Genomic DNA, 18,878 nt, shown 5'->3' with positions numbered 1-18,878 from the left:
ATCTCGTACTAAACCATGCCGACACTAACGCCACCGGCCATCAGGTCCCAGATGTGCCGGAATCTCGAACCTCACACCGAGAGGCCCATGTTCTGTCGTGAGGTTGTCAGCTGATGCGGGTCTCCAGAGCCGTTTCGCTGCTGGCCGTCACGGTCCTCCTCTGTTCGCTCGCCGTCGGTCCCATTTTGTCCGTCGGTGCGAGTAGCCAGAGCGCCAACTTCTCGTCGGATACGCCCTCGGACAATCGGGGAGATGTAATTCCGATAACCGTTCACGCCTCCAAATCGGCGACCGTCAACATCTGGTCGCCGGGACACGGATTTTGGGTCCAAGTCAACGTGACCGGGGGGACCACAACGCTCGACCTCAATACCTACCGGGCCGACGACCCGACCGAAGTCGTCTCGCTCGAAAAGGGTGGTATCAAGGGGTCACCGAAGGTCGCTCCGGCAGCGGGTCCGCTGCAACCCGGCGTCTACAACATGAACGTCACGGTAAACGGCGTCACGCAGGATATCAGTTCGTTCACGGTGGAAAAGCGTTCGACCGGGAACATGCGCACGTTCGTCCTTCCGGCGGCGACCGACGTCTCGACGTTCGAAACCCCGAAAGAACTGTCCAAAGCGGCGTCACCGGCGGAAAACGGGACGGTCGCGGAGGGCGACAAACTCGTGCTCGCGCTCAACGCGTCCGGCCTGTCTGGATTCCTGAAAAAGTCGATGCTCGACGGAAGCGATGAGAACGTCAGCATCCGTTTCCGTGAAACGAACGCCGAGCGGAACACCGTCCCGAACGAGTTCGACGGCGATACGGCGACGCGGTTGGTGATGGACGACGAGAACGACGTGCTCTATTTGGTCGTCGATACCGACGACCACGGAATCGAGGCGGGGGACAGGTACGAAGCGACGTTCGAAATCGGCGAGGAAAACGCGTTAGTTTCCAAACCGGAGCGAGCGACCACGAACGTCTCCGTCGAGAAACGCCGCGTCTCGCTCGATTACTCCGGTGACGTGCTTATCGTCGGGAAACATCCCACGATTGGTGGAACGACCAATCTCGCGCCGGGAACGACGGTCAACGTGACCGCGTACAAGGAGGGGTCCGGGTCGTTCTTCCAGCCGAAGACGCCGACGGTGACACAAGACCGGACGTTCGGTGCGACGTTCGATTTCGGCGGCGTCGAGCCGGGTACGTCGTTCTACGTCGAACTCCGCGACCAAGACACGACCGTTCCCGCCGTCGTCGCGTCGGCCCAGCCGCCGACGACAACGACGACCACGACGACCACGACGACGACCACCACTAACACGACCACAACGACCACCACTAACACGACCACCACGACCACAACGACGGCGACGAACGCGACGACGACCACGACGATGTCGCTTCCCTCCGTCGTGACAGAGCAGACCATCACCGCACAGTCGGTGTCCGAGGGCGGGCTGCCGGGATTCGGCGTTCCCGTCGCGCTCGTCGCGCTCGTGGCGACGGCCGTCCTCGTCCTCCGACGGGGCCGATAGACGTGTCCGATAATATTTATACGATGACTGAGCATACCTGCAGTAACCGGGAGCCCCGCTTCAGACCATGATACGACACATACCCGAGTCCGAATTTCCGGAGTTCGTCGCCGCCCTCTGGGGGAAACAGGGTTGGCAGACGACGGTGACGGAGAAATCCGGAAAGTCGTTCGTCGCCCTCCAACGCGACGGCGCGGAAGGGCTCATCTGGACCAAGCCGGGAACGGGGAACGCCGTTAGCGGACAGGAACTCCAGCAGTTCGTGGGAATCTGCAAGAAGTTCGGCGTCAACGAAGGTGCCGTGGTGACGCCGGGCACGTTCAGCGAGGACGCCGAGAAGCTCGGCTCACAGGCTGGCGTGCAGTTGGTGGACGGCGAGAAACTCCGGACCATCGTCGAGGCGCGCGAGCTCCACGACCTCGTGGAACGGTTCGCCGACGGCGGGGGCGACGAACCGGACTCCGACGAAGACGGCTTTTCCCTCCCGATTTCGATTCCGGAATCCGTTCCGCTCCCCGACGAGGTTCCCCGGAAAGCGGTGACCGTCGTCTTCGTCGCCATCCTCGCCATCGTGGCCGCGACGGTCGTCGCGCCGATGATCCTCGGCACCGGCGGTACGGTGCAGACGAACGGCGGATGGAACGTTACCGCGAACTCCACAGCCCCGACCGACGCGACAGGAGCGCTCGACGTGCGATGGAACGCGAAACGAGTCTCGAAGCTGAACCCGGAAAGCGGCGACGACGGTGTGTACAAGCCGGATGACGGTGAGGAGTTTCTGCTCGTTTCGATGAACGTCACGAACGCCGGGAGCGATTCGCTGGGTCTCAGACCACAGGCGTTCGCGCTCCGGTCGAACGGCACGCTTCACGGCCATCAGCCGCTCAAGAACGCGACCGGCTTTCAGCCGAGCGTCCTCGACGGCGGCGAATCGACGTCCGTGTGGCTCGTCTTCTCCATCGACGCCGACGCGCCGAACGCGACCATCGTTACGACGGGGCGGCTCCGACGTGACCACGTTCGAACCGAGTTCAGCCACGACGAGACGCTGACCGTCGAGACATAAATATAACTCCCGAGCGCATCGTATCGATTCGGTGCGAACCGGCCTGTAACGCGGGTAACCCTTTTGGCCTATCGTCCCTAATTCGCGCCCATGAGCGCCGACCGCGCCGCCTTACAGCGCGCTCTCGACCGGGGAGAGCAGGAGGGCGGCAGCGTGGAGTTCAAGGAACGACTCACGAGGGAAATCCACCTCGCCCACGGGCGGATGGAAAGTCTGGCCGCGCAACTACGACACCGCGTCCTTTCGGGCGACGGCGTGGCGACGTACGTCGTCGGAGTGACCGACGACGGCGGCTTGGCGGGTATCGACCCGGACGCCTTTTCCGAATCGATGGACGTGCTGTCGCTGCTCGCCGAGGAAGCGGGTGCGCACATCGAAGACGTACAGACGTGGGGTATCGACGAAAGCGAGACCAGCATTCGCGCTTCGACGCGGAACGGGAGCGGCGGGCTGGTCGGTGTCGCAACCATTCGGGAAGGGGCCGTCCTCGACATCGACAGCGAACACATCGTCGTCGGGACGGCGGGCCACGTGGACCACGGCAAGAGCACGCTGGTCGGTAGCCTCGTCACCGGGCAAGCGGACGACGGCGAAGGCGGAACGCGCGGCTATCTCGACGTCCAACCGCACGAAGTACAGCGCGGTCTCAGCGCCGACCTCTCCTACGCTGTGTACGGCTTCGACGACGATGACGGACCGGTTCGCATGGACAACCCGCATCGAAAGTCCGACCGTGCGCGGGTGGTCGAGGAGAGCGACCGCCTCGTCTCCTTCGTGGACACCGTGGGACACGAACCGTGGCTTCGAACCACGATTCGCGGCCTCGTCGGGCAGAAACTCGACTACGGCCTGTTGACAGTCGCGGCCGACGACGGCCCGACGAAGACGACGCGCGAACACCTCGGAATCCTGTTGGCGACCGAACTCCCGACCATCGTCGCCATCACGAAGACCGATGCAGTGAGCGAGGAGCGGGCCACGGAGGTCGAACGCGAAGTCGAACAGCTCCTCCGTGAGGTCGGCAAGGTACCGCTTCGCGTCGAACGCCACGGCGTCGACGTGGCAATCGAGGAAGTGGACGAGAACGTCGTCCCGATTCTGCTGACCAGCGCGGTCACGATGGACGGCCTCGACACGCTCGATACGATGTTCGAGCGGTTGCCGAAGACGACGGCCGACAGCGGCGAGTTCACGATGTACATCGACCGGAGCTACAGCGTGACCGGCGTCGGCGCGGTTGCCAGCGGCACCATCAACTCCGGGTCGGTCGAGGCTGGCGACGAACTACTCCTCGGCCCCATGTCGGACGGGCAGTTCAGGACCGTCGAAGTCCGTTCCATCGAGATGCACTATCACCGCGTGGACGAGGCCAAGGCGGGCCGAATCGTCGGCATCGCGCTGAAAGGAGTTCGAGAACCTGAAATCGAACGCGGGATGGTCCTGCTCCCGGCGGATTCCGACCCGGAACCCGTCCGCGAGTTCGAAGCCGAGGTGATGGTGCTCAACCATCCCACCCGAATCGGGACGGGCTACGAACCCGTCGTCCACCTCGAAACCATCAGCGAAACCGCCGTCTTCGAACCCGAGGGCGGCCACCTCTTGCCCGGAGATAAAGGCACGACGCGAGTCAGATTCAAGTTCCGCCCCTATCTCCTCGAGGAAGGCCAGCGGTTCGTCTTCCGCGAAGGACAGAGCAAGGGCGTCGGCACCGTGACCGACGTGAATCCGGGAAAGTAGGCTGTTTCGAATTCCCGGCGAAATCTACGGTGTCCGCCACGGGTGTTCCCCGAGCGGATGCAGCGTCTCGAACGCGAAATCCGGGGTCGGTTCCGGAGTCTCGTTCCGGTCGGCCGGAACCCACACCGTTCCGATTCCCGCCGATTTCGCGCCGGGAACGTCGGTCTCGAGCGAGTTACCGACGTGCAGGGTACGCTCGGATGTCGAGTCAAGTTCGGAGAGCGCGCGTTCGAACGGTTCGGGGTTCGGTTTCGCAGGCGTGTCGTGACCCGCAAACACGACCGTCTCTACGTACTGCCGGATACCAAGTGCGGCCATTTTCGTCCGTTGCATTTCGGGTGCCCCGTTCGTGACGATTCCCAGTGTGTACTCCCCAGTGAACGCTTCGAGCGTCTCCGAAGCCCCCGGTAGGTACCGTACCCGAGAGTGGTCCCGAACGTCGGCGAACGCGGTTGCGACCGCCCGTCCCGTTTCCTCGTCGTACCCCTCGTCTCGCGCAATCGCCGCGAAACAGTCGGCCCGCTGTTCATTGACGCTCAGTCCCGCTTGGAGAAACTCGTCGTAACGGTCGTGATACTCGGGAATATCGAAAAACGGGTCGATGCCAACACTATCGAACGACGCCGCGAGTACGTCCTCCGAGCGCTGTTCGTACTCCAACAGCGTGTCGTCCAAATCGAAGAGCAACGTGTCGATGGTCACTTTCCACTCTACGTATCGAGCGGGTAAAAGCGAACGTCTCGCGTACGCTTTCGACCCCGTGTTAGCAGGGTTACGAAATCGGTTCCTCGTGTTCCCGGCGCGAGAGACCCATCGACACCTGCTCTCCGCTCACCACTTCGGGGATTATCACCTCGTCGGCACCGGCCTGCCGAGCGAGGGCTTCGTACGTCTCGTCTCCGGCGCGGACGATGAGGTTCACCCCCGGTTCGAGTTGGATCGTGGCGATGATTATCTGGATGTTGACGTTGGAGTCGTCTATCGCGCCGACGACCGTCTCCGCTCGCTCGACGCCCGCCTCGGCGAGCACGGTTTCGCGCCGCGCATCGCCGTTGACCACCGAAAATCCGTCGTCGGTGGCCCGTTGACATCCCGTCTCCTTCGTTTCTATCACCACCACGTCGCGGTCCGCGTCGAGTCGGGCGGCGATGGTCTTTCCGAACGTTCCGTACCCACAGATGACGATGTGGTCTTCCAAGCGGTCGATTTCGCGTTGCATTTGCATGTGTCGTAGTTCCTCGTGTATCTGCCCGCCGAACGTCGCCGAAACGACCGTCTCGCCTATCCAGAGGCCGACGACGACGAGTCCCGAAAGGACGACGATGGCGTAGGATTTGACGAGGGTTTCCGGCCCCTCGTGCGTCTGAAAGTGAAGTTCGATGCTCGTGGGGTCCAACAACCAGAACAGCGCGTCCACGACGCCGACGCCGTGAACCATACTGAACCCCGCCACGCCCGCCACGACGAGAAACGCGAACGCCGCGACCGGTCGCAACAGTCGGCGCAACAGCGTTCTGTGAACGAACGCGCCGAGCGGAATGGACGTGGCCTTCATGACGCGTCGCCGGTGCTCTCGGGCGGACGCCCGACGGAATCCCCGGATTCGCCGGGCCGTCCTCCATCCGTGGCGGATTCGGCAGCGGGGACGGTCGTACCGATCTGGCCCAGTTTAATTCCAAATATGGATACTCTTGCCCAACTCTTCGGGACATTCGAACACTTATTCACGGTTTAGTTAGATGTATCGGATACATATAACGCTATTCGAAATAGTATTTGTATTCTATAACTGCGGTTAAACTGTATAATGTCGAACTCCTCGTTCGCCCCGTGATTTTATATACTAAATCGGGACCAATCCACGACATGACATACCTTCGTGACGCGGCGGCCGGACTCGCCGACGAAATCGTCGCGCCGGACGACGTTCTCGGTGTTCTGCTCCACGGTTCGGTCGCGCTCGGGCACGCGGACGACCACTCGGACGTCGAACTCCGCGTCGTCGCCACGCCGGACGCGGTTGCCGCCCGCGATAGCACCGGAGAAACGCGCCAACACGACGGCGTGTTCGTCGAACTCGACTGGACGACCCTCGACCGTATCGAAGCCGACCTCGCCGATTGGGACGACGACACCGCGCTGTACGTTCACGCGAACGCGGACGTGCTCGCCGACCCGACCGGTGTCGTGACCGACCTGCTCGGCCGATACGACGACTATCCGGCGACGGTGCGCGAGGAAAAGTGTTTCAGCTACTGGTATCACGCGACCGGCAACGCACCGTTGGATTCCGGATTGGCGTTCCGACGCGACGACCCACTGACGGCGGAACTGTCCCTCCGTCGGGCGGTCGAGGGGTACATGGCGCTCCCCTTCCTGCTCGACGGTCGATTCGTGCCCTACCGGAAGTGGCGACGCGCGGAACTTTCGACCCTCTCGTGGACGCCGACGGCGTTCGAATCTAGGCTCGAAACGGTCGTTCTGGGGGACGACGCGGAGGAAAAGCAAGCGGTGGTCTCGAAGCTCATGACCGACTTCGAACGTCGGTTACTCGATTTCGGCCTGTCGGAACGCCGCGTGCTGAAACCGTATCTGTTCGAACCGGAGTACGACCCCGTATGAGGACGACATCTGTCTCGCTCTCCGTCACGTCCGTCGATAGCCGTCCTCCGACCGCTCCGCGAGGCCCAACAGCACCGCCCACTCCAGCATGTTTCCGACGCGTTCGCGCCACACGTCCTCCACCCGCGTCGGGTCCTTGTACCGCTCCCACGTGGGAATCTCGTCGCTGAACCGCTCGAAGACGGCTTCGGATTCGAGCCACTCGTCCTCGGGAAGGACGTCGAGAACGGTCGAGACGCCGTACACGCGGGTTTGGAGTGCTTCGGCGAGCGCTTCCTCGTCCGGGTCGCGTCGAATACGGACGAATCCGCTGTCGGTCTCCTTTGCCAGTTCGAGCGCGCGCAAGAACGTGAGCCACGTTCGCGCGACGTCCCGGCTCTGGAACCCGATACGTCGCATCAACCGGGCACAGCAGTCGTCTTCCGTGCCGGGAATCAGCGGAACCGCACGCTGGACGTCGCTCACGAAGTCGAGGCCGTCGGGCGCTTCGGGGATGGGTTTGAACTTCACAGGTCGAAACTGGTCTTCAAGAGGTCGTCGTTCGTCTCCCCGAGGACGTGCGTCGGCCCGTTCACCACGTCCACCGTCACCTGTGCCGGGGCGAAGACGCTCTCCGGGATTTCCTCGAAGTTCCAGTCGGCGTCGTCGAAGAACGTCTCGAACGTCGTGCCGTACTCCTCGCTCGCGCTGGACGGCAGTTCGTCGAAGCGGTCGAACTCCTCGTTCACGGTGAGGTGGACTTTGCCGCCGTAGGCCAGCGCGTCGTTCGTCCGGCCGATGGCCGTCGCCTCGTCGTAACTGACGGGTGCGACCGGGGCGGACCCCATCGCCGACCGGATGTCGAGCGGGTCGTATCCGAGTTCCGTCAGGCGGAAGACGGCGAGTTCGGCGGCCCGCGACGCGACGGTGACGCTTCCCGCCATGCTCCCGGTTGCGAACGTCGGCAGGTAGACCGAGTTTGTTTTCACCTCCGCGAGGTCGGCGACGTGCTCCGCGACCTCCTCCGTCGGGAGCGTGTCGGATTCGACGGCGAGAACGGCGAAGTCGAACGCGTCCGTGTAGCCGACGCGGCGGTATTCGTCCTCTTCGGCGACCAGCGCGCGTGCGGGGCCGCTTCCGAGCCCCTCGAAGTCCTCGACGCCGAGTTCCCAGCCCGCCTTCTGCGAACAGAGCAGGGCGACCGCTGGGTTGTCGGTCGAGAGTTCGACGTGCGGAATCGGTGCACCCGCTACGTCGCCCATCCGGGTCTGTATCGTCGCCAGTCCGGCCGTCTGGAGTTCGGCGAGGAGGAGTCCCGCCTCCATTCCGCCGTTCGCTTCGACGCCGAAGTCGAGGACGGTTGCCTCGTTGTCCAGTTCGTACGCGGCGACGTTCAGTTCGTCCGCGAAGTCGATGGCCTCGTCAACGAGTTCGAGCGCCATCCGGTTGAGACTCTCCATATCACGGGATTGGTGGTCGTCCGGTAAACCGTTCCGGGTTCGGATCCGAATTCAGCGCTCGCGTTTCGCCTCCCGTCCCAGTTCGGCCTCGACGGCTTCGACCTTCTCGCGTGCGCGCTGGTCGCGGGCACGCTTATCGTCTATTTTAAGCACCGTACTCACGCGGTCGCCGTCAACGGCTTCGTGGGCGGCCTGTGCCGCCGCGAACAGTTCGTCCGTCGAATCGGCTTCGATAACGGTGCCCATCGGATTCGTCTCGTAGGAGACGTCGAAGTCGTCCAGCGCGGCCACCGCCTTTGAGACTTCGCTCGCCATGCTTCCCTCGATGACCGGTGCGACCGACAGCAGTGCGATTACCGTCATATGTCACGCGTCGGCTTCGATGCTCCTGTACGTGTGGGTTGCGCACCGAATGTATCCAGTTCCGCGTATTTGACCCGCTCGTTCCGGTCGTTCAGTCTTCGGACGGTACTTCCTTCCGACCCGACACCCGATTGGGAACGAGGCGGAACTGGTAGAACTCCACCTCCGAGGGCGGCTGTTCGAAGATATCCACGAGCGGAATCTTCACGCCCCACATTTGCTGGACAGCGGCCGAATCGTACGGCAAGTCGGCCACCTCTTCGAGTCGGCCGGTCGCGACGACGCTTCGATACCCCTCGTCCGTCTCCTCGTACGTGACGAACGACATGGGTCGGTCGATCCAATCCGTCTTTTCGCTGCTCGGCGGCACGGCGAGACGGAAGTAGAAATCGCCCGTCTCCCCGTAGTAGCCGTACGACACCGGCAGTGAGAACGGCGACTTCTCGTCCGCCGTCGAAAACGAAATGACGCCCGTTCCGCCGATTCCGAGGAAGTCGTTCAGCTCTTCGTCCGTCATCTGCACCCACCGAAGCCCCTGCATGCGAATCCGTACGACTCGATGGTAGAAAACGACTCGGCTGGATTTTCGCAGATAAGGTGGATGATGTTGCCCCGTCGCGCCGTGGATAGAATTCGTTCGCGCGAAATGGCAGTCACTTACGGGGTTGCGTCAGTGAAAAGTGGCGCTGGCTGGGATTGTGAACCGGGGCAAGACGGTCCGAGATGCTCACTTCCCTTCGGTCGTTGCGCTTCCGGGCGTGCGACTTGCAGGGTTCAAATCCAGTGCGATTTTTCTCACGGATGACTCGCACCGGAAGACGCTTTGCGTCTTCCGTGCTCTCGTTCGCGTTGCTCACGAGAACTGCCGCTCGTCATCATGAGTTCGAAAAATGCGCTGGCTGGGATTGTGAACGACGTCCAGACGGTCCTGCTCACCGTTCGCGGGCGTGCGTCTGGTCTACATTCAAATCCACAGAACGACTTTCGCACGCAGTCGAGCGAGAGGAACACCTCTCGCTCGACGTATTGTGCTCGGTAAAAGTGCGCTGGCTGGGATTTTGAACCCAGGTTGTGACCATGGCAAGGTCACGTGATACCACTACACTACCAGCGCGTTTCGTTCGTCGCCTGTTGCGACATTACAACCTTGCCACGGGTAGGTATAAATGCGTTACGCAAGCGAGGTGATAGGGTCGTCTCGGTCACACGATTTCGACGCGATAGGTCGTGCTTGACCGTGGGCAACACGATTCGGTGTCGATGCACCGCTTGCGCGACAGCAGTGGCTTGGAGAAGTGAGTCCGGTAAAAGTGCGCTGGCTGGGATTTGAACCCAGGTTGTGACCATGGCAAGGTCACGTGATACCACTACACTACCAGCGCAGGGTTGCTTGTACTTTTCCGTATTCCCGACTACTGTATAAGACTTGCGAGTCGGTGTGCCGTTCGTGTGAAACTCACTCACACACATCTCTTGATTCCGATGATTTGGGGCGTGTGAATACGTCACGCGCCCAAATACGAAGCGGCACTCTTTTAACCGTCACTACGAAAACTTCGCTACAGTCTAGTGATGAGGCGTCGAAGCGTAACGGTATGACCGTCAGCATACTCGTACCATCGTCCCTCGTCCGGGAAGCCGAAGACAAACGCGAGGCAACTCGCAAAATCGGCTACGTCGCCCGCGCGGCGACCGTATTCCGGGCGGACCGCTTGGTCGTCTTCCCCGACGGGGAAGGCGAACGCAAGTGGGGCGCTGGATTCGTCGAAACCATACTGAAGTACGCCGCCACACCGCCCTACCTTCGAAAGGAGGTATTCGGAAGGCGGGACGAATTGGAGTACGCGGGCATCCTACCGCCGCTCCGCGCCACATCACAGACCGGCTCCGAATCGGAGGGTTCGGGGTCGTTAAGACAGGGAATCGTGACCGAGGTCGGACCTGAAGGGCGCGTTCGGGTCAATTGCGGACTGCAACACCCGATCTCACTCGTCGTTCCGTCGCAAATGACGGTCGGCGAGGGAGAACGCGTTACCGTCAGGATCTCTTCGAGAAGACCGGTCCGTGCGAAGCTCGTGGACGCCCCCGTTCCGGGGCTCACAGTGACGCGCATGGACCTCTCGGCGGCCCTCGACCGCGACGATGCTGGCGTCAGAATCGCCACATCGCGTTACGGAGAACCGCTCTCCGTCGGACGGCTTGAAGAAGTCGTCACGCGAACGAACCGCGACGGAATGACCGTCGCGTTCGGTTCGCCGGGTCGAGGACTGCCGGAGATATTCGGGGTCCCCCCCGAAGGTATCTCCGCGGTCGAATCCGGCGTACCAGCCCGGTTCGACCTCTGGCTGAATACGGTTCCGAACCAAGGCAGCGAGGTCATACGAACTGAAGAAGCGATGTTCGCCTCCCTCGCAAGCCTTACCCTCAACATCGAGTGATACGATGCCAGAAACAAGCAGACCACGCAAAGGTTCGCTGGGCTTCGGCCCCCGTAAGCGCGCGACGAGCGAAGTTCCGCGCTTCAACTCGTGGCCCGACAGTGACGGTCAGCCGTCGCTGCAGGGATTCGCGGGTTACAAGGCTGGAATGACCCACGTGGTGATGGTCAACGACGAGGCAAACTCCCCCCGCGAAGGGATGGAGGAGACCGTGCCGGTCACCATCGTCGAAACGCCCCCGATGCGGGCCGTCGCTCTTCGAGCCTACGAAGACACGCCGTACGGGAAGAAACCAATGACGGAAGTGTGGGGTTCGGAGTTCCACGACGAACTCGACCGCACGCTCAACGTTCCGGAGAACCACGACGCCGACGCCGCGGAGGACGAACTCCGCGCGGCCATCGAGGCAGGCGACGTGGCTGACCTCCGGGTCATCACACACACCGTTCCCAGCGACCTCAAGAACGTGCCGAAGAAACGACCGGACGTCATGGAAACGCGAGTCGGCGGCGGCTCCATCTCGGACCGCGCCGATTTCGCCCTCGAACTACTCGAAGACGGCGGGGAACACGACATCACAGACGTGTTCCGCGCGGGCGAGTACCTCGATACCAGTGGCGTCACGAAAGGAAAAGGAACGCAGGGTCCCGTCAAGCGATGGGGCGTCCAGAAGCGGAAGGGCAAACACGCCCGCCAAGGCTGGAGACGCCGCATCGGTAACCTCGGCCCGTGGAATCCGTCGCGCGTTCGCTCGACGGTTCCGCAGCTGGGTCAGACCGGGTACCACCAGCGTACCGAACTCAACAAGCGTCTCATCTCCCTCGGCGACGACGACGAGGCCTCCGTCGATGGTGGCTTCGTCAACTACGGCGAGGTGGATGGTCCGTACGCGCTGATCAAGGGTTCGGTGCCGGGCCCGAACAAGCGCCTCGTGCGCTTCCGCCCTGCCGTTCGACCGACCGACCAACCGCGCCTCGACCCCGAGGTGCGCTACGTAAGTACGGAGTCCAACCAGGGATAATCCATGCAGGCAACAGTACGTGACCTGAACGGCGAGGACGCTGATACGGTCGACCTGCCGGACGTGTTCGACACGACCGTCCGCACCGACCTCATCAAGCGTGCCGTGCTCGCCGCACAGGCAAACCGGAAACAGGACTACGGTACCGACCCCCACGCCGGGATGCGTACGTCCGCCGAGTCGCCGGGAAGTGGCCGCGGTATGGCCCACATCCCGCGAACGAACGGCCGGGCCGCTCGTGTGCCCAGCGCCGTCGGTGGCCGACCCGCACACCCGCCGAAAGCGGAGAAAGACCGCTCCCTCTCCATCAACAAGAAGGAGCGCAAACTCGCAGTCCGCAGCGCCATCGCGGCGACCGCGGACGCGGAACTCGTCGCGGAGCGCGGACACGACTTCGACGAGGAGACGGAACTCCCCCTCGTCGTGAGCGACGACTTCGAAGACCTCGTGAAGACGCAAGAGGTCGTCTCCTTCCTCGAAGCGGTCGGCATCGACGCCGACATCGAACGCGCGGAGGAGAACAAGAAGGTTCGCGCCGGACGCGGGAAGACCCGTGGCCGCAAGTACAAGACGCCGAAGTCGATTCTGTTCGTCACCAGCGAGGAACCGTCGCGCGCAGCGCGGAACCTCGCCGGTGCCGACGTCGCGACGGCGCGTGAGGTCAACGCGGAAGACCTCGCCCCCGGGACGCAGGCAGGACGACTGACCGTCTGGACCGAGAGCGCACTCGAAGAGGTGGCAGACCGATGAGCGTCGTCGAATATCCGTGGGTTACGGAGAAAGCGATGAACGAGATGGACTTCGACAACAAGCTCCAGTTCATCGTCTCGCTCGACGCGACGAAGCCGGAAATCCGCGACGAGATCGAGGACCGCTACGATGTCACCATCGAGAAGATCAACACCCAAGTCACAATGAACGGGAACAAGAAGGCGACCGTCTCGTTGTCGGACGACGACGACGCACAGGACGTCGCCTCCCGAATCGGGGTGTTCTGATAATGGGACGCAGGATTCAGGGACAACGACGTGGCCGCGGTGGACCGACCTTCCGCGCACCGTCGCACCGATACAAGGCAGAACTGAGCCACAAGAACGCCGAAGACAGCGATCTGGTCACGGGAACGGTCGTCGGTATCGAACACGACCCCGCCCGCAGTGCACCGGTCGCGGCCATCGAGTTCGAGGACGGCGAGCAGCGTCTCGTCCTCGCACCCGAAGGCGTCGGCGTCGGAGAGGAAATTCAGGTCGGCGTTTCCGCCGAAATCAAGCCGGGCAACACGCTCCCGCTCGCCGAAATCCCGGAAGGGGTTCCGGTGTGCAACGTCGAGCGCCAGCCCGGAGACGGCGGCAAGTTCGCCCGCGCATCCGGCGTCGGCGCGAACCTCATCACGCACGACCGAGAGGCCGCCATCGTCGAACTCCCGAGCGGCGAAGTCCGACGACTTTCGCCCCAGTGCCGTGCCACCATCGGCGTCGTCGCCGGTGGCGGACGGACGGAGAAGCCGATGGTCAAGGCCGGTAACAAGTATCACAAAATGAAAGCGCGCGGCACGAAGTGGCCGAACGTGCGTGGTGTGGCGATGAACGCCGTGGACCACCCGTTCGGTGGCGGTGGCCGCCAGCACCCCGGACGCCCGAAGAGTGTCTCCCGAGACGCTCCGCCGGGACGAAAGGTCGGAGACATCGCGTCCAAGCGAACCGGACGTGGAGGTAACAAATGAGCGGAAGCGATTATCGAACAGGACGCGAGGGTGAGTTCACCTATCGCGGCTACGATCTCGACGAACTGCAGGACATGAGTCTTGAGGAAGTCGCGGAACTGCTGCCCGCACGAATGCGGCGAAGCATCCTTCGCGGGTTGACCGTCGAGCAGGAGAAACTGCTCGAAAAGGCCCGGAACACGACGGCACAAGAATCGGCGAACAGCCCGATTCGGACGCACCTGCGCGACATGCCGGTGCTCCCATCGTTCGTCGAAAAGACGTTCGCCGTCTACAACGGCAGCGACTTCGAGCGCGTGCGAATCGAGCCGGAGATGTTGGGACACTACCTCGGTGAGTTCCAGCTGACCCGTACCTCCGTCGAACACGGGCAAGCGGGAATCGGTGCGACCCGCTCCTCGAAGTTCGTGCCACTCAAATAAACCATGGGAATCAGCTACAGCGTCGATGCCGACCCGGAGACAACCGCCAAGGGGATGCTCCGAGATCGGCACATGAGCCACAAGCACAGCAAGGCGATTGCCCGCGAGATAAAGGGCAAGACCGCCGGGGACGCGAAAGCGTACCTCCAGCAGGTCGTGAACGAAGAGCGGTCGGTGCCGTTTAAGCAGCACAACAGCGGCGTCGGCCACCGTTCGGACATCGACGGCTGGGACGCGGGTCGCTACCCCGAGAAGGCGAGCAAGGCGTTCATCGAACTCATCGATAACGTCACCGCGAACGCGGACGCCCAAGGGTTCGACGGCGAATCGATGGAGATCATGCACGTCGCCGCCCACAAGGTCGGCGAAGTGCAGGGACGAAAACCCCGTGCGTTCGGCCGCGCATCCGCGTGGAACACGCCCGAGGTCGACGTCGAACTCATCCTTGAGGAGGTCGACAACTAATGGCAGACGAACATCAGTTCATCGAAGACGGGCTTCAGCGCTCGCAGATAGACGAGTTCTTCGCGGAAGAACTCGGCCGAGCGGGCTACGGCGGCATGGACGTCGCCAAGACGCCGATGGGGACCCAGATCGTCCTCAAGGCCGAAAAGCCCGGTATGGTCATCGGAAAGGGCGGGAAGAACATCCGGAAGATCACCCGAGAACTCGGTGAGCGGTTCAACCTCGACGACCCGCAGATCGACGTTCAAGAGGTCGACGAACCGGACCTGAACGCTCGTATCGTCGCGGATCGACTCGCCAACGCGCTCGAACGCGGATGGTACTTCCGCAAGGCGGGTCACACGACCATCGACCGAATCATGGACTCCGGCGCACTCGGCGCCGAAATCGTCCTCTCCGGGAAGGTCACTGGTGCACGCTCGCGCGTTGAGAAGTTCAACCGCGGCTACATCAAGCACAACGGCGAACCCGCCCAGACCATCGTGGACCACGGGCAGGGCGTCGCGGTGATGAAACTCGGCACCATCGGTGTCGACGTAAAGATCATCCCGCCGGGAGCGGACCTGCCGGACGACTTCCAGATCGAAGAGGGTGCGAACCCCGAAGAACTCGTTCCCGATGCCGTCGAGGCCAACGAGGCCGCCGACCTCATCGAGGAACCGAGCGAGGACGAACTCGAAGAACTTCGCGCCGACGAGGCCGAGGAATCGCCGGAACCCGGCGAGGCCGACGTCGACGAAGAGGTCGTCGAGGAAGTCATCGAGGACGAGTCCGAAGCTGACGCCGACGAATCCGAACCCGAGTCCGTCGAGGAAGAACTCGACGAACTCGAAGAGGAAGTCGAGGCGGAAGCCGAGGAACTCCTCGAAGAAATGGAGAGCGAGGAGCAGGGCTCCTCGGAAACTTCGAGCGGTGACGAACCGCGAGAAGACGAAGAGACGGACGAGGAGGCTGAAGAATAATGGCTATTCTTCACACCTCGGAAATCCGCGACATGACGCCCGCAGAGCGCGAATCCGAACTCGAAGAACTCGAGACGGAACTGCTCAACGCGAAGGCCGTCAAAGCCGCGGGTGGTGCGCCGGAGAACCCCGGCCGCATCAAGGAACTCCGTCGAACAATCGCTCGAATCAAGACGATTCAGCAAGAAGAAGGCGACCTCGAATAAGATGCCACTGACACCCGAGACGCTCACGAAACACGAACTCGTCGGCCTGCACGTGCGGGTCGTTTCGGCGACGAATCCGTCCCTCGAAGCCATCGAAGGGCGGGTCGTTTCCGAGACGATGCGTACGCTTACCGTCGAGTCCGCGTCTCGGTCGTGGCAGGTACCGAAGCAGGGCACGACGTTCGAATTCGAACTCACAAATGAAGCCGCCGCACCCTGTAAAGGGGCGGGGACCGCGTCCGAACTGCCAGCGGAAACTGCCGGAGGTCGCTCCGGTCAGTCTGGTGGTGTCTCCGGGAGTCATCCGGGGACTCGTCGGCATTCCGACGACGGCGAGGGCGTGGCTTACGTTACGGTGGATGGCACGAATTTGCTCTCACGACCCGCATTGCGTACCGAAACTGGAGGTAATTCGAAATGGCGTTAGGATTGAATGTATCAGAACCGGAGGGGACCTGCTCCCACGAGGACTGCCCGTTCCACGGATCGCTTTCCGTGCGCGGACAGATCATCGAGGGCGAAGTCGCCTCCACTGACATGGACAAAACCGTTGTCGTCGAGCGAGAGTACGACGTTACAGTGCCGAAATACGATCGGCAGATGAAGCGTCGCTCCCGCGTTCCGGCTCACGCGCCGGAGTGCATGACGCTCGAAGTTGGCGACACGGTTCGTATCGCAGAAACCCGACCGCTCTCGAAGACGAAATCACACGTCGTCGTCGAGAACCTGACCGAGGAGGGTGACGACTGATGGAAGCACTGAAGGCTGACGTGACCCAGGGCGTCGAGAAAGGCTCCCTGCTCAACTGTGCCGACAACACCGGCGCACGAGAACTGAAGGTCATCAGCGTTTCCGGCTACCACGGCACGAAGAGCCGCCACCCCAAGGCGGGTATCGGTGACAAGATCACCGTGTCCGTCACGAAGGGGACGCCGGAGATGCGCCGTCAGGTGCTCGAAGCTGTCATCGTTCGACAGCGCAAATCCATCCGTCGCCCCGACGGCACGCGTGTCAAATTCGAAGACAACGCGGCCGTCGTCATCGACGACGTGGAAGAGCCGCGAGGGACCGAAATCAAGGGTCCCATCGCGCAGGAAGTCGCAGAGCGGTTCGGAAGTATCGCAAGCACAGCTACGATGATAGTATGACTCGACAACCACGCAAACAGCGAAACCAGACCGAACGCGCACCGCTCCACGAGCGGCACAAGCAGGTCAAAGCCACGTTGTCGGACGACCTCCGCGAGGAGTTCGACCAGCGCAGCGTCCGCGTCAACGCGGGCGACACGGTCGAAGTCATGCGCGGCGATTTCGCCGGTGAAGAAGGCGAAGTCACCTCCGTCGACCTGAAGAAGGCAGTCGTCTTCGTCGAGGACGTTACCCTCGAAAAGGCCGACGGTGAGGACGTCCCGCGACCGCTCGAAGCGAGCAACGTCCGCGTGACCGACCTCGACCTGTCCGATGACCGCCGTGAGGCGCGTCTGGAAGGTGATTCCGAATGAGCAACCATCAGAAACGACTCTCCGTTCCGAAATCCTGGCCGGTCGAGCGAAAGACCGCCACGTTCACCGTGAAGGCCGGTGCCGGTCCGCACGGTCGTGACGGCGTTCCGCTCCTCATCATCATGCGGGACGTACTGGGCTACGCGGCATCGAAGAAGGAAGCCCGCTACGCGCTCAACCAGGATGCCGTTCTCGTGAACGGACAATCAGTGAGTGACGAACAGCGACCCATCGGTATGTTCGACATCCTCGCGTTCACCGAACGCGAAGAGTACTACCGCGTCTTCCCCGACGAGGGCGGTCGCCTCGCGCTGACCCCCATCGACGAGGATGCGGCGGACGGCCGACTGGCGAAAATCGAGGACAAGACGAACGTCCCCGGTGGCGAAACGCAACTCAATCTCCACGACGGCAGCAACCTTCGTGTCGAGTCCGATTCGGACTACAACACGAAAGACTCCATCGTCCTCGGGAACGAGGACAAGGACATCCTCGCACACTTCCCGTACGAGGAAGGCTGTCTCGTCACCGCCGTTCGCGGGCAGCACGCCGGCGAAATCGGCGAAGTCACCGACATCACGGTGACGCCCGGCAGCGGTTCGAACACCGTCGCCGTCGAAGGCGACGACACCGCGTTCGAAACCGTCGAGGAGTACCTCGTCGTCATCGACGAGAACTTCACGGGTGATGACGAATGAGCGAAGCCGAATTCCACGAGATGCGAGAGCCGAAAGTGGAGAAAGTCGTCGTCCACATGGGCGTCGGCGAAGGTGGTCGCGAACTCGCCAACGCCGAGGAGATCCTCGAAGACGTGACGGAACAACAGAGCGTCCGCACGTTGGCGAAGTCCACGCTCCCCGACTTCGGCATCCGTCAGGGCGACCCCATCGGTGCGAAGGTGACGCTCCGCGGCGAGGACGCACACGACTTCCTCGAAACGGCGCTCCCGCTCGTCAGCCTCTCGTCGAACCAGTTCGACGACACGGGCAACTTCAGCTTCGGTATCGACGAGCACACCGAGTTCCCGAGTCAGGAGTACGACCCGAACGTCGGAATCTACGGGCTTGACGTCACCGTCAACCTCGTTCGACCGGGCTACCGCGTCGCCAAGCGCGACAAGGTCACCCGCAAGATTCCGTCGAACCACCGTCTGACGGCCGAGGACGCGCTCGCGTTCCTGCAGGCCAACTTCGACGTTGAGGTGGATGAATGAGCGAAAGTGAGAACGACTCGACCGGCGAGCATTCGACCAAGCGCACTGGCCAACTCGAAACGTGCCAACGATGTGGTCGAAAGCAGGGACTGGTCGGAAAGTACGATATCAATCTGTGTCGCCAGTGCTTCCGCGAAATCGCACGCGACATGGGATTCAGGAAGTACCGATAAC

26 protein-coding genes and 2 tRNA genes are annotated in these 18,878 nt (G+C 62.4%); 20 read left to right on the top strand and 8 right to left on the bottom strand.

Going from position 1 to position 18,878, the window contains the following annotated elements; translation table 11 throughout:
- Nucleotides 1-113 precede the first annotated feature (113 nt).
- The 3 genes from OPC11_RS03945 (at nucleotide 114) to OPC11_RS03935 (ending at nucleotide 4,329) form a co-directional block, all read left to right on the top strand.
- Nucleotides 114-1,526 (top strand): BGTF surface domain-containing protein, encoded by a 1,413-nt coding sequence (locus tag OPC11_RS03945; protein ID WP_264781067.1) that lies wholly within the window; start codon nucleotides 114-116, stop codon nucleotides 1,524-1,526.
- Nucleotides 1,527-1,593: 67 nt separating this feature from the next.
- A complete protein-coding gene (locus tag OPC11_RS03940; protein ID WP_007983532.1) occupies nucleotides 1,594-2,592 on the top strand; it encodes a restriction endonuclease in 999 nt (332 codons plus the stop codon).
- A 90-nt stretch (nucleotides 2,593-2,682) separates the two neighbouring features.
- A complete protein-coding gene (locus OPC11_RS03935) occupies nucleotides 2,683-4,329 on the top strand; it encodes a GTPBP1 family GTP-binding protein (RefSeq protein ID WP_069450842.1) in 1,647 nt (548 codons plus the stop codon).
- A 24-nt stretch (nucleotides 4,330-4,353) separates the two neighbouring features.
- Here the strand turns inward: OPC11_RS03935 and OPC11_RS03930 are convergent, their stop codons facing one another.
- Together OPC11_RS03930 and OPC11_RS03925 are read right to left on the bottom strand one after the other, a co-directional pair.
- The gene (locus OPC11_RS03930; RefSeq protein WP_264781066.1) at nucleotides 4,354-5,031 is read right to left on the bottom strand and encodes an HAD-IA family hydrolase; all 678 of its coding nucleotides are present in this window, start codon (nucleotides 5,029-5,031) and stop codon (nucleotides 4,354-4,356) included.
- Between the two features lie 70 nt (nucleotides 5,032-5,101).
- The gene (locus OPC11_RS03925; protein WP_264781065.1) at nucleotides 5,102-5,884 is read right to left on the bottom strand and encodes an NAD(P)-binding protein; all 783 of its coding nucleotides are present in this window, start codon (nucleotides 5,882-5,884) and stop codon (nucleotides 5,102-5,104) included.
- 311 nt (nucleotides 5,885-6,195) lie between these two features.
- Here OPC11_RS03925 and OPC11_RS03920 point away from each other — a divergent pair, with 311 nt between their 5' ends.
- A complete protein-coding gene (locus OPC11_RS03920) occupies nucleotides 6,196-6,951 on the top strand; it encodes a DUF4037 domain-containing protein (RefSeq protein ID WP_264781064.1) in 756 nt (251 codons plus the stop codon).
- Nucleotides 6,952-6,975: 24 nt separating this feature from the next.
- Here OPC11_RS03920 and OPC11_RS03915 read toward each other — a convergent pair whose 3' ends face one another.
- The 6 genes from OPC11_RS03915 to OPC11_RS03890 all read right to left on the bottom strand — a co-directional run bounded on the left by OPC11_RS03915 (nucleotide 6,976) and on the right by OPC11_RS03890 (nucleotide 10,135).
- A complete protein-coding gene (locus OPC11_RS03915; RefSeq protein WP_264781063.1) occupies nucleotides 6,976-7,461 on the bottom strand; it encodes a hypothetical protein in 486 nt (161 codons plus the stop codon).
- Entirely contained in the window at nucleotides 7,458-8,390 is a 933-nt protein-coding gene (mch, locus tag OPC11_RS03910; protein ID WP_264781062.1) for a methenyltetrahydromethanopterin cyclohydrolase, read from the bottom strand. The genes OPC11_RS03915 and mch overlap by 4 nt, the downstream gene beginning before the upstream one ends.
- Nucleotides 8,391-8,441: 51 nt before the next feature.
- Nucleotides 8,442-8,753 (bottom strand): MTH1187 family thiamine-binding protein, encoded by a 312-nt coding sequence (locus OPC11_RS03905; protein WP_007983516.1) that lies wholly within the window; start codon nucleotides 8,751-8,753, stop codon nucleotides 8,442-8,444.
- 91 nt (nucleotides 8,754-8,844) lie between these two features.
- Nucleotides 8,845-9,294: a pyridoxamine 5'-phosphate oxidase family protein gene (locus OPC11_RS03900; protein ID WP_007983514.1), complete on the bottom strand. Its 450-nt coding sequence runs from the start codon at nucleotides 9,292-9,294 to the stop codon at nucleotides 8,845-8,847.
- A 501-nt stretch (nucleotides 9,295-9,795) separates the two neighbouring features.
- A tRNA-Gly gene (locus OPC11_RS03895) sits at nucleotides 9,796-9,867 on the bottom strand.
- A 197-nt stretch (nucleotides 9,868-10,064) separates the two neighbouring features.
- Nucleotides 10,065-10,135 (bottom strand) — tRNA-Gly (locus OPC11_RS03890).
- A 213-nt stretch (nucleotides 10,136-10,348) separates the two neighbouring features.
- Between OPC11_RS03890 and OPC11_RS03885 the strand changes: the two genes are divergently transcribed.
- Genes OPC11_RS03885 through OPC11_RS03810 form a run of 16 tightly spaced genes read left to right on the top strand, consistent with a single transcriptional unit; the run spans nucleotide 10,349 to nucleotide 18,877 of the window.
- The gene (locus OPC11_RS03885) at nucleotides 10,349-11,191 is read left to right on the top strand and encodes an RNA methyltransferase (protein WP_007983512.1); all 843 of its coding nucleotides are present in this window, start codon (nucleotides 10,349-10,351) and stop codon (nucleotides 11,189-11,191) included.
- A gap of 4 nt (nucleotides 11,192-11,195) precedes the next feature.
- Nucleotides 11,196-12,212, top strand: a complete 1,017-nt coding sequence (locus OPC11_RS03880; RefSeq protein ID WP_007983511.1) for a 50S ribosomal protein L3 — start codon at nucleotides 11,196-11,198, stop codon at nucleotides 12,210-12,212.
- 3 nt (nucleotides 12,213-12,215) lie between these two features.
- Nucleotides 12,216-12,962, top strand: coding sequence for a 50S ribosomal protein L4 (rpl4p, locus tag OPC11_RS03875; protein WP_007983508.1), 747 nt, complete (start codon nucleotides 12,216-12,218; stop codon nucleotides 12,960-12,962).
- Nucleotides 12,959-13,210: a 50S ribosomal protein L23 gene (locus OPC11_RS03870; RefSeq protein ID WP_007983507.1), complete on the top strand. Its 252-nt coding sequence runs from the start codon at nucleotides 12,959-12,961 to the stop codon at nucleotides 13,208-13,210. The genes rpl4p and OPC11_RS03870 overlap by 4 nt, the downstream gene beginning before the upstream one ends.
- Nucleotides 13,211-13,212: 2 nt before the next feature.
- The gene (locus OPC11_RS03865; RefSeq protein WP_007983505.1) at nucleotides 13,213-13,935 is read left to right on the top strand and encodes a 50S ribosomal protein L2; all 723 of its coding nucleotides are present in this window, start codon (nucleotides 13,213-13,215) and stop codon (nucleotides 13,933-13,935) included.
- Nucleotides 13,932-14,357 carry a 30S ribosomal protein S19 gene (locus OPC11_RS03860; RefSeq protein ID WP_007983503.1) on the top strand — a complete coding sequence of 142 codons (426 nt, stop codon included), beginning with the start codon at nucleotides 13,932-13,934 and terminating at the stop codon, nucleotides 14,355-14,357. Before OPC11_RS03865 ends, OPC11_RS03860 begins: the two co-directional genes overlap by 4 nt.
- A gap of 3 nt (nucleotides 14,358-14,360) precedes the next feature.
- Nucleotides 14,361-14,822 carry a 50S ribosomal protein L22 gene (locus OPC11_RS03855; protein ID WP_007983500.1) on the top strand — a complete coding sequence of 154 codons (462 nt, stop codon included), beginning with the start codon at nucleotides 14,361-14,363 and terminating at the stop codon, nucleotides 14,820-14,822.
- Nucleotides 14,822-15,784, top strand: coding sequence for a 30S ribosomal protein S3 (locus OPC11_RS03850; RefSeq protein WP_264781061.1), 963 nt, complete (start codon nucleotides 14,822-14,824; stop codon nucleotides 15,782-15,784). The genes OPC11_RS03855 and OPC11_RS03850 overlap by 1 nt, the downstream gene beginning before the upstream one ends.
- The gene (gene rpmC, locus OPC11_RS03845) at nucleotides 15,784-15,990 is read left to right on the top strand and encodes a 50S ribosomal protein L29 (protein ID WP_007983497.1); all 207 of its coding nucleotides are present in this window, start codon (nucleotides 15,784-15,786) and stop codon (nucleotides 15,988-15,990) included. Before OPC11_RS03850 ends, rpmC begins: the two co-directional genes overlap by 1 nt.
- A gap of 1 nt (nucleotide 15,991) precedes the next feature.
- Nucleotides 15,992-16,417 (top strand): ribonuclease P protein component 1, encoded by a 426-nt coding sequence (locus OPC11_RS03840; RefSeq protein ID WP_264781060.1) that lies wholly within the window; start codon nucleotides 15,992-15,994, stop codon nucleotides 16,415-16,417.
- Nucleotides 16,408-16,740 carry a 30S ribosomal protein S17 gene (locus tag OPC11_RS03835; RefSeq protein WP_007983493.1) on the top strand — a complete coding sequence of 111 codons (333 nt, stop codon included), beginning with the start codon at nucleotides 16,408-16,410 and terminating at the stop codon, nucleotides 16,738-16,740. The genes OPC11_RS03840 and OPC11_RS03835 overlap by 10 nt, the downstream gene beginning before the upstream one ends.
- Nucleotides 16,740-17,138 carry a 50S ribosomal protein L14 gene (locus OPC11_RS03830; protein ID WP_007983491.1) on the top strand — a complete coding sequence of 133 codons (399 nt, stop codon included), beginning with the start codon at nucleotides 16,740-16,742 and terminating at the stop codon, nucleotides 17,136-17,138. The genes OPC11_RS03835 and OPC11_RS03830 overlap by 1 nt, the downstream gene beginning before the upstream one ends.
- Nucleotides 17,135-17,491 carry a 50S ribosomal protein L24 gene (rplX, locus tag OPC11_RS03825; protein WP_007983489.1) on the top strand — a complete coding sequence of 119 codons (357 nt, stop codon included), beginning with the start codon at nucleotides 17,135-17,137 and terminating at the stop codon, nucleotides 17,489-17,491. Before OPC11_RS03830 ends, rplX begins: the two co-directional genes overlap by 4 nt.
- Nucleotides 17,488-18,189: a 30S ribosomal protein S4e gene (locus OPC11_RS03820; RefSeq protein WP_007983488.1), complete on the top strand. Its 702-nt coding sequence runs from the start codon at nucleotides 17,488-17,490 to the stop codon at nucleotides 18,187-18,189. The genes rplX and OPC11_RS03820 overlap by 4 nt, the downstream gene beginning before the upstream one ends.
- On the top strand, nucleotides 18,186-18,704 hold the full coding sequence (locus tag OPC11_RS03815; RefSeq protein WP_007983486.1) for a 50S ribosomal protein L5: 519 nt from the start codon (nucleotides 18,186-18,188) through the stop codon (nucleotides 18,702-18,704). The genes OPC11_RS03820 and OPC11_RS03815 overlap by 4 nt, the downstream gene beginning before the upstream one ends.
- Nucleotides 18,701-18,877 (top strand): 30S ribosomal protein S14, encoded by a 177-nt coding sequence (locus OPC11_RS03810; RefSeq protein WP_007983484.1) that lies wholly within the window; start codon nucleotides 18,701-18,703, stop codon nucleotides 18,875-18,877. The genes OPC11_RS03815 and OPC11_RS03810 overlap by 4 nt, the downstream gene beginning before the upstream one ends.
- The last annotated feature ends 1 nt before the right edge of the window (nucleotide 18,878 follow it).

The organism is Haladaptatus sp. T7, from assembly GCF_026008575.1.
In the GTDB taxonomy this organism is placed as follows: domain Archaea; phylum Halobacteriota; class Halobacteria; order Halobacteriales; family Haladaptataceae; genus Haladaptatus; species Haladaptatus paucihalophilus.
The sequence above is the reverse complement of the archived record's forward strand: the minus strand, read 5'-3'. Positions and strand labels throughout refer to the sequence as shown.

What these genes read in the sequence shown, in the direction of transcription:
- OPC11_RS03880 (WP_007983511.1), top strand. Translation starts at nt 11,196, where the DNA reads ATGCCAGAAACAAGCAGACCACGCAAAGGTTCGCTGGGCTTCGGCCCC.
- OPC11_RS03830 (WP_007983491.1), top strand. Translation starts at nt 16,740, where the DNA reads ATGGAAGCACTGAAGGCTGACGTGACCCAGGGCGTCGAGAAAGGCTCC.
- OPC11_RS03855 (WP_007983500.1), top strand. Translation starts at nt 14,361, where the DNA reads ATGGGAATCAGCTACAGCGTCGATGCCGACCCGGAGACAACCGCCAAG.
- OPC11_RS03920 (WP_264781064.1), top strand. Translation starts at nt 6,196, where the DNA reads ATGACATACCTTCGTGACGCGGCGGCCGGACTCGCCGACGAAATCGTC.
- OPC11_RS03865 (WP_007983505.1), top strand. Translation starts at nt 13,213, where the DNA reads ATGGGACGCAGGATTCAGGGACAACGACGTGGCCGCGGTGGACCGACC.
- OPC11_RS03835 (WP_007983493.1), top strand. Translation starts at nt 16,408, where the DNA reads ATGGCGTTAGGATTGAATGTATCAGAACCGGAGGGGACCTGCTCCCAC.
- OPC11_RS03935 (WP_069450842.1), top strand. Translation starts at nt 2,683, where the DNA reads ATGAGCGCCGACCGCGCCGCCTTACAGCGCGCTCTCGACCGGGGAGAG.
- rplX (WP_007983489.1), top strand. Translation starts at nt 17,135, where the DNA reads ATGACTCGACAACCACGCAAACAGCGAAACCAGACCGAACGCGCACCG.
- OPC11_RS03870 (WP_007983507.1), top strand. Translation starts at nt 12,959, where the DNA reads ATGAGCGTCGTCGAATATCCGTGGGTTACGGAGAAAGCGATGAACGAG.
- OPC11_RS03860 (WP_007983503.1), top strand. Translation starts at nt 13,932, where the DNA reads ATGAGCGGAAGCGATTATCGAACAGGACGCGAGGGTGAGTTCACCTAT.
- OPC11_RS03940 (WP_007983532.1), top strand. Translation starts at nt 1,594, where the DNA reads ATGATACGACACATACCCGAGTCCGAATTTCCGGAGTTCGTCGCCGCC.
- OPC11_RS03925 (WP_264781065.1), bottom strand. Translation starts at nt 5,884, where the DNA reads ATGAAGGCCACGTCCATTCCGCTCGGCGCGTTCGTTCACAGAACGCTG.
- mch (WP_264781062.1), bottom strand. Translation starts at nt 8,390, where the DNA reads ATGGAGAGTCTCAACCGGATGGCGCTCGAACTCGTTGACGAGGCCATC.
- rpmC (WP_007983497.1), top strand. Translation starts at nt 15,784, where the DNA reads ATGGCTATTCTTCACACCTCGGAAATCCGCGACATGACGCCCGCAGAG.
- OPC11_RS03810 (WP_007983484.1), top strand. Translation starts at nt 18,701, where the DNA reads ATGAGCGAAAGTGAGAACGACTCGACCGGCGAGCATTCGACCAAGCGC.
- OPC11_RS03900 (WP_007983514.1), bottom strand. Translation starts at nt 9,294, where the DNA reads ATGCAGGGGCTTCGGTGGGTGCAGATGACGGACGAAGAGCTGAACGAC.
- OPC11_RS03885 (WP_007983512.1), top strand. Translation starts at nt 10,349, where the DNA reads ATGACCGTCAGCATACTCGTACCATCGTCCCTCGTCCGGGAAGCCGAA.
- rpl4p (WP_007983508.1), top strand. Translation starts at nt 12,216, where the DNA reads ATGCAGGCAACAGTACGTGACCTGAACGGCGAGGACGCTGATACGGTC.
- OPC11_RS03815 (WP_007983486.1), top strand. Translation starts at nt 18,186, where the DNA reads ATGAGCGAAGCCGAATTCCACGAGATGCGAGAGCCGAAAGTGGAGAAA.
- OPC11_RS03850 (WP_264781061.1), top strand. Translation starts at nt 14,822, where the DNA reads ATGGCAGACGAACATCAGTTCATCGAAGACGGGCTTCAGCGCTCGCAG.
- OPC11_RS03820 (WP_007983488.1), top strand. Translation starts at nt 17,488, where the DNA reads ATGAGCAACCATCAGAAACGACTCTCCGTTCCGAAATCCTGGCCGGTC.
- OPC11_RS03840 (WP_264781060.1), top strand. Translation starts at nt 15,992, where the DNA reads ATGCCACTGACACCCGAGACGCTCACGAAACACGAACTCGTCGGCCTG.
- OPC11_RS03905 (WP_007983516.1), bottom strand. Translation starts at nt 8,753, where the DNA reads ATGACGGTAATCGCACTGCTGTCGGTCGCACCGGTCATCGAGGGAAGC.
- OPC11_RS03945 (WP_264781067.1), top strand. Translation starts at nt 114, where the DNA reads ATGCGGGTCTCCAGAGCCGTTTCGCTGCTGGCCGTCACGGTCCTCCTC.